At 68.4% G+C, this 7,776-nt stretch carries 5 protein-coding genes and 1 pseudogene; 5 read left to right on the forward strand and 1 reads right to left on the reverse strand.

What is annotated here, in order from left to right:
- Positions 1-357: 357 nt before the first annotated feature.
- Entirely contained in the window at positions 358-1,986 is a 1,629-nt protein-coding gene (locus tag H488_RS33155; RefSeq protein ID WP_051063820.1) for an SLC13 family permease, read from the reverse strand.
- Positions 1,987-2,314: 328 nt separating this feature from the next.
- On the opposite strand from H488_RS33155, the gene H488_RS33160 reads away from it, so the two are divergent.
- The 5 genes and pseudogenes from H488_RS33160 to H488_RS36810 all read left to right on the forward strand — a co-directional run.
- Positions 2,315-3,208: a LysR family transcriptional regulator gene (locus H488_RS33160; RefSeq protein WP_017834544.1), complete on the forward strand. Its 894-nt coding sequence runs from the start codon at positions 2,315-2,317 to the stop codon at positions 3,206-3,208.
- Between the two features lie 136 nt (positions 3,209-3,344).
- Positions 3,345-4,604, forward strand: a pseudogene (locus H488_RS38775) (isocitrate/isopropylmalate dehydrogenase family protein).
- Between the two features lie 158 nt (positions 4,605-4,762).
- Positions 4,763-6,307, forward strand: a complete 1,545-nt coding sequence (gene dctA / locus H488_RS33170; RefSeq protein WP_017834548.1) for a C4-dicarboxylate transporter DctA — start codon at positions 4,763-4,765, stop codon at positions 6,305-6,307.
- Positions 6,304-7,476 (forward strand): glycerate kinase, encoded by a 1,173-nt coding sequence (locus H488_RS33175; protein ID WP_017834549.1) that lies wholly within the window; start codon positions 6,304-6,306, stop codon positions 7,474-7,476. Before dctA ends, H488_RS33175 begins: the two co-directional genes overlap by 4 nt.
- Positions 7,477-7,624: 148 nt before the next feature.
- A partial coding sequence (locus tag H488_RS36810; RefSeq protein WP_237740472.1) for a pyruvate kinase occupies positions 7,625-7,776 on the forward strand: 152 nt, incomplete at its 3' end.

Consider the following 7,776-nt stretch of genomic DNA (forward strand, 5'->3'; position numbering starts at 1 on the left):
GGTGGAAGCCGGCGCTGAACGCCTTTGCCATCACCTTCGCCGACCGGATGCCGGCGGCGGAGAACCACTAACCATGGAAACGCCTCTTACACCGTTAGAGCGACAGTCCCCGGGGATGCGAAAACTCCCGTGAGTTGCGGACCGCTAACCGGGCCATATGTAAAGCCGGGGGCTGTCGCACCTATGGCGTAAAAGGTTCGATCGGAGGAACACCCCGGCGGTAGGCCTCCTGGCGGTGGTGCAGGTCTGGCTCGGGGACGCCATTGAGGCCCCACCGTGGTGGGGCCTCAATGATGCGTTTTCCTCTGTCGATCCGGTTGTCAGCGGACCAGCGGAGTCGGGGATGGCTGGTGCGGGTTAGCTGCTGAGGCCCACGGTGGCGATCATGATGGGGACGATACTGATGATCAGGATCGCGCCGAGGATGTCGAAGACGATGCCGGTGCGGATCATGCGGGTGATGGGCACCGCCCCGGTGCCGTAGACGATGGCGTTCTGCGGGGTCGACACCGGGAGCATGAACCCGAAGGAGGCGGCGAAGGTCGCGGCCATGGCCGGCACGAACGGGTCCACCCCCATGGCCTGGCACAGCGGGATGACGATCGGGACGATCACCGCGGCCGAGGCGGTGTTGGAGGTGGTCTCCGAGATCAAGATCGCCAGCACCGCGGAGAACACGGTGATGGTCACGACGTTGGTGATGTTGAGGTTCTCGGCCGCACCGGTGCCGATGGTCTCGGCCAGACCGGTGGCGGCCAGCAGGGACCCGAAGATGATGCCGGTGCCGAAGAGGATGATCGTGCCCCAGTCGATCTTCGCCGCATCCGTCCAAGTCAGGGTCGCTTCGCGCTTCTTCCAGTTCGTGGGCAGGATGAACAGCAGCGAGGCGCCGAGGACGGCGACGATGCCCTCGTCGAGACGGTCGTCGAGGAAGATGTAGGCGGCCGACTCCGTGCCGCCGAAGAGGCTGGCGAAGGCCGGCAGCAGCCACAGGGTGACGGTGAAGCCGAAGGCGAAGAGGGTGTTCTTCTCGGCCCGGGACATCTTGCCCTGGGCGGCTTTCTGCTCGCGGATGTACTCTTCCACGCCCTCGAGCTGGCGGATCTCGGGCTTGTTGAGCAGGAACATGATCAGGGCCAGGACGACGAACATCGCCAGGCAGATGGGGAAGGCGATGGCCATCCACTGGGCGAAGGAGATGCGGGTGCCGGTGGCCTCCTCGATCAGGCCGCGGCCGATGAGGTTTGGCGGGGAGCCGACCGGGGTGAGCAGCCCGCCCACGGACGCGCCGTAGGCGAGCATCAGCAGCAGCGCGGCACCCACGCGCAGGCGCAGCGGGTCGAAGTCGGCCTTGACCACGCCGCGGTCCTGCATGAGCTGGGCGATCAACGCGAGGATGCCCAGGGCGGTGGGCATCAGCATCGCCACGGTGGCGGTGTTGGAGACGAAGGCCGAGAGCAGGCAGGTGATCACCCCGAAGGCGATGATGATCCGGTAGGTGGATTTCCCGACCCCGGGGATGGAGAGCACCGCGAAGGCCAGGCGCTGGGCGATGCCGTGCTTGAGCATCGCCGCGGCCAGGATGAACGCGCCGATGAAGGTGAAGATCGTGGTGGACCCGAACGGCTGGAGCACGTCGGAGGCCGGGGCCACCCCCAGGATCACGATGGCGGCCACCCCGATGAGTCCGCCGATGGGGATGGGCACGGGTTCGCAGATCCACAGGATGATCACCCCCAGCAGCACCGCGGCCAGCATGTGCTGGGTGTGCTCCAGGTTCAGCGGCAGCAGCGCGAAGATGATGGCTACCGCCGGGGCCAGGAACAGTCCGGTGGTCTGGCGGGCACGCTCAAACTTCTCCTCCCGCGGTGACAGCGTTTGTTCGCTGAGGCTGCGGAAGGTCTTGCCGCCCAGCAGAGCAGCCCGCACGTCGGTGCGCGGGCCGGTACTGGCGGGGCTGGTGGGAACAGGTTGCTGGGTTTGCACGGTCCAGGTCCTTCCATCGTCGGAATGGACTCACCATGCGCCCGTGACTTGCATCACGTCCAAGGCCCGTTGTCTACTACGCCAATAGGAAAAACCAATGGATCTACCGGTTATACCCTCGTGGGATGGCCGACGAGCGGCGGAATCCCCGAAATTCATTGCCCCTAATGACACCGTCGGATGGGTTCCTGTGGAGCGGAGTCGTCGGGGCCAGGGCACATCCCTCGACGCGCGGGTGCGGTGGCACCGACGGCAGTGACGCATTACGTCGTCGCCCGGTGTGGTGTCGGTCTCGAAGCCCTGTAATGCATGACAGAGGAAGGCAGACATGGACGTCCGACAGCTGAAGTATTTCTTGGCCGTGGTGGATCACGGCGGGTTCACCCGGGCGGCGGAGCAGCTGATCATCGCCCAGCCCTCGCTGTCGCAGACGATCAAGGGCCTCGAGCGGGAACTAGGGGTTTCCCTGTTCCACCGGATCGGGCGGCGGGTGGTGCTCAGTGAGGCCGGCCAGGAGCTGGTGGGCCCGGCCCGGGTGGTGGTCCGCGACGTCGAGGCCGCCCGGGCGACCATCGATGATCTGCGCGGGGTCCGCAGCGGCCGGCTGGACGTGATCGCCATGCCCTCCCCCGGCATCGAACCGCTTACCTCGATGATCACCGCCTACGCGCAGACCCACCCGGCCGTGACCCTCAATGTCGCCGCCGCCTTCACTCCCGACGAGGTGACCGAGGCGGTGCGCACCGGCAGCGCGGAGATCGGGATCCTGGGCACCGACCGCCCCTTCCGCTCCGCCGAAGTCGAGGTGATGCACCTGGAGCAGCAGCCCCTGGTACTGATCGTCAACCCGGGCTCCGACGACTTCGGCGTCGGCGAGGCCATCCGCCGGGAAGCCCTGGAAGGCCACCGAGTGGTGGCCTCCCAGCGCGGCTCGCTGATGCGCTGGCTCGTCGACGACGCCCTGGCCGGCGGCGTGCAGGTGCAGATCGCCGCCGAGGTCGCCCACCGCACCTCGGTGCTGCCCCTGGTGCTGGCCGGGGTCGGGCACGCAGTGATGCCCTCCTCCTGGACCCCGCTGGCGCGCGCCACCGGGTTGCGCGTGCTGAGGATCGAACCGGTCACCGTGCTGCACGTCGCCGTGCTGAGCCGCCCGTCGGACCTGACCCCAGCAGCCCGGGCCTTCCTGGAGGTCGCTGCCCAACACACGGCGGACCACTCCTGAGTGACATAGGAGGTTCCTATCTACAGCATGGGAATTGAGTCTTGGACCTTATCGAGGCCCAGGCGCTCTACTAGTACCTGACACCGCGATGTGATGCGGACAACAGGCAAGAGCACCCGAGAAGGAGAGCACCACCATGGCCGAGCACCAGGTTTTCAAGATCGCCTCGATCCCCGCCGACGGCGTGGGCAAGGAGGTCGTCGCCGCCGGCCGCAAGGTCCTCGACGCCCTCGCTGAGCAGTCCAACGGGAAGTTCTCCTTCGAGTGGACCGAGTTCCCCTGGGGCAGCGAGTACTACGACCAGCACGGGGTCATGATGGACCCCAACGGCCTCGAGGAGCTCAAGAGCTTCGACGCGATCCTCTTCGGCGCCGTGGGCTGGGAGAACGTCCCCGACCACGTGTCCCTGTGGGGGCTGCGGCTGAACATCACCCAGAACTTCGACCAGTGGGCCAACATCCGCCCCGTGCGCTTCCTCCCCGGCGTGGTCTCCCCGCTGCGCAAGGCCGACNACCCAGAACTTCGACCAGTGGGCCAACATCCGCCCCGTGCGCTTCCTCCCCGGCGTGGTCTCCCCGCTGCGCAAGGCCGACGACACCGAGCTGGACTGGGTCGTGGTCCGGGAGAACAGCGAGGGCGAGTACGCCGGGCTCGGCGGGCGCAACCTCGCCGGCCGAGGTCCCGGCAACGAGGTCGCCGTCCAGTCCTCCCTGTTCACGGAGAAGGGCTGTGAGCGGATCATCCGCTTCGCCTTCGACCTCGCCCGCACCCGCACGGTGCAGAAGGTCTCCAGCGTGACGAAGTCCAACGCCCAGCAGTACGGCATGGTGCTGTGGGACGAGGTCTTCGCCCGCGTCGCCGCCGACTACCCCGACGTGCAGACGGAGTCGGTGCTGGTGGACGCGATGAGCGCCAAGTTCGTCCTGCGACCCGAGGACCTCTCCGTGGTGGTGGCCTCCAACCTCAACGCCGACATCCTCTCCGACCTCGGCTCCGCCCTGGCCGGCAGCCTCGGCCTGGCCGCCAGNTGGTGGCCTCCAACCTCAACGCCGACATCCTCTCCGACCTCGGCTCCGCCCTGGCCGGCAGCCTCGGCCTGGCCGCCAGTGCGAACCTCAACCCGGAGCGCCGGTTCCCCTCGATGTTCGAGCCCGTCCACGGCTCCGCCCCCGACATCGCCGGCAAGGGGATCTCCAACCCCATCGGCACCATCGCCAGCGCCGCCCTGATGCTCGACCACTTCGGGCTGCACGCCGAGGCCCGCCGGGTCGAGGCCGCGATCGAGGCCACCACCGCCGCCGGGCACCTCACCCGCGACATCGGCGGCACCGCCGACACGAACGAGATCACCGGAGCGATCATCGAGGCCCTGACCAAGTCCCTGGCCACCGCCTAAGACCCACCGTCTCCGCCTGAGGCGTTCTTCAGGGGCCGGCCGGCACCGTGCCGGCCGGCCCCTGGCCGTCCCATGCCCGGGGCAGGCCCCACTTACTTCCCTTGAGAGCTCGGCGCACCGCCGCGGAGCATTCCTTCTCGACACTGAGGACAACACTCATGGACCACACCATGGTCAGTGACACCCACCAGACGGCTGCCCGTAAGCCTTGGTACCGCCAGCTCTACGTCTGGGTGCTCGTGGCGATCGTGCTCGGCATCCTCGTCGGCTGGCTGGCCCCTGAGACCGGGGAGGCCATGCAGCCGATCGGCACCACGTTCGTGGAAGCGATGAAGATGCTCATCGGCCCGATCGTCTTCCTCACCATCGTCGGCGGCATCGCCAGCGTGGCGGATCTGAAAAAAGTCGGGGTCACCGGGCTGAAGGCCCTGGGCTATTTCCAGATCGGCACCATCCTGGCCATGCTCACCGGACTGGTCGCCATCAACATCTTCCGCCTCGGGGACGGCGTCAACGCCGACGCCGCCTCGATCGAGACCACCGGCAGCGCCGCCGAGCTGATCGAGAAGGGCGAGAACCAGCAGTGGTGGGAGTTCCTCACCCACATCATCCCCGGCAGCGTGGCAGCCCCCTTCGTGGAGGGCGACATCCTCCAGATCATCTTCATGGCCGTGATCTTCGGCATCGCCCTCAACGCCGTCGGCCAGGTCGGCGCCCCGGTCCTGGACGGGATCCAGCGCCTGACCGCGGTGATCTTCAAGGTCCTCAACTACATCATGAAGGCCGCCCCGCTGGGTGCCTTCGGGGCGATGGCCTTCGCCGTGGGCAAGTACGGGGTGGAGACCCTCTCCAGCCTCGGCTGGCTGATCCTGCTCTTCTACGGCACCTCCCTAGTCTTCGTCGTGGTGGTCCTGGGCAGCGTGATGGCCTTCTTGAAGCTGAACCTGTTCACGATGCTCAAGCACTTCAAGGAGGAGCTACTGCTGATCCTAGGCACCTCCACCGCCGAGCCGGCCCTGCCCGGACTCATGCGCAAGCTCCAGCACGCCGGGGTCAAGAAGGAGACCGTGGGCCTGGTCGTGCCCACCGGCTACAGCTTCAACCTCGACGGGGCCGCGATCTACCTCTCCCTGGCCGCCGTCTACATCGCCCAGGCCACCAACACCGAGCTGACCATCGGCCAGCAGCTGGGCATGCTCGCCGTCATGCTGCTCACCTCCAAGGGCGCGGCCGGGGTCGCCGGGGGCGGGTTCATCGCCCTCACCGCCACCCTGAGCACCCTGGGCACCATCCCGGCCGCCGGGATCATGCTCATCTTCGGCATCGACAAGTTCATGTCCGAGTGCCGGGCCCTGGTCAACTTCTGCGGCAACGCCGTGGCCACCCTGTTCATCGCCTGGTGGGACAAGAGCCTCGACGTCGACCGCGCCCGCCGCGTCTTCGCCGGCGAGGTGCTCCCGCCCCTGGACGAGGAGACCGCCACCGCCGCCCAGGAGTCCGCCGACGTTTCCACCGTGGGCCGCGCTACACCGGCCGTGGAGGACCCTCTGGCCGAGATCGAATCCTCCACGCTCCCGGCCGTACCCACCACCACCCAGCTCCACCGCGTGGTCGACGGACCCATCACCGACCTCGAAACCACCAAGGTGGGGACCCTCCCGCGCCACCGCGACGACGAGCTCGCCACGGAGGCCGCCCGATGAGCGCGAACCTTACAACCACGCCCCGGATCCTGATCGCCCCGGACAAGTTCAAAGGGTCCCTGACCGCATCCCAGGTCGCCGAATCCCTGGCCGCAGGCCTGCGCCAGGAGAACCCGCTGGCCCAGGTGCACACCTTGCCCCTGGCCGACGGCGGGGACGGCAGCGTCGCCGCCGCCCTGGGCGCAGGCTTCCAGGCGCTGACCGTCCCGATCACCGGCCCCACCGGCGAGCCGGCCACCACCACCGTGGCCTTCAACGGCACCACCGCCGTGGTGGAGGTCGCCACCACCGCCGGGCTGCAGATGCTGCCCGCAGGCCACCTGGCCCCACTGGAGTCCAGCAGCGTGGGCTTCGGCCAGACCATCCGATCCGTCCTGGCCCACCGCCCGGCCCGGATCGTGCTGGCCCTGGGCGGCAGCGCCACTACCGACGGCGGGGCCGGGATGCTCAGCGCCCTCGGCGTAGGCTTCACCGACCGCCAGGGGCAGGCCTTCGTGCCCACCGGCGGGACCCTGGAGGAGATCGCCGAGGCAGACCTGACCGGCCTCGTGGACCTGACCGGGGTGGAACTGATCGCGGCCAACGACGTGGACAATCCCCTGCTGGGCCTGAACGGGGCGGCGGCCGTCTACGGCCCGCAGAAGGGCGCCACCCCCGACGACGTCGAGGCGCTGGAGGCCGGGCTGGGGGCGCTGATCCGGCGCCTGTGGGAGGCCGGCTGGCCCGCCGAAGAAGCCGCCGGTGTCCCCGGGGCCGGCGCCGCCGGCGGGCTCGGCTACGCCGCGATGCTGCTGGGCGCCCGAATGGTCTCCGGAGCGGACTTCTTCCTGGACCTCCTCGGCTTCGACACCCAGGTGACCGGGTGCGACCTGGTCATCACCGGTGAGGGAAAACTGGACACCCAGACCCTCTCGGGCAAACTGCCCGTGGTCGTGGCCCGCCGCGCGGCCCCGGTGCCGGTGATCGCCGTGGTGGGCCACAACGCCCTGGGCACCGACCGGCTGCCTGCACACGGCATCAAGCAGGTCTACGCCCTCAGCGCCATGACCGAAGCCGACAGCGCCACCGACCCGCAACTCTCCGCGGCCCTGCTGCGTGAGACCGGTCAGACCATCGCCCGCACCCTGACACCGGCCTCAAGCACCACAGAAACCGCAGACGCCATCTAGGCACACGGGCGACCAGGCGGCCCGACACCGCACGTGTCGGGCCGCCTGGCATCACGGTGTTCGCAGCGACCCCCGGGAAGCTCCACCGGAGGGCTCGACATCGCTGCCCCTCTTCTCCTCCCCTCGTACCGACGACAGGAAGTCCCCCATGCGCAGAGCGAAGATCGTGGCCACGATCGGCCCGGCCATCTCCTCGTACGAGAACCTCTCCCAGGCGATCCGGTCCGGCATGAACGTGGCCCGGCTCAACATGAGCCACGGCGACCACACGGTGCACGACGCGTCCTACGAGAACCTGCG

Source organism: Kocuria sp. UCD-OTCP, assembly GCF_000349605.1.
Classification (GTDB): domain Bacteria; phylum Actinomycetota; class Actinomycetes; order Actinomycetales; family Micrococcaceae; genus Kocuria; species Kocuria rosea.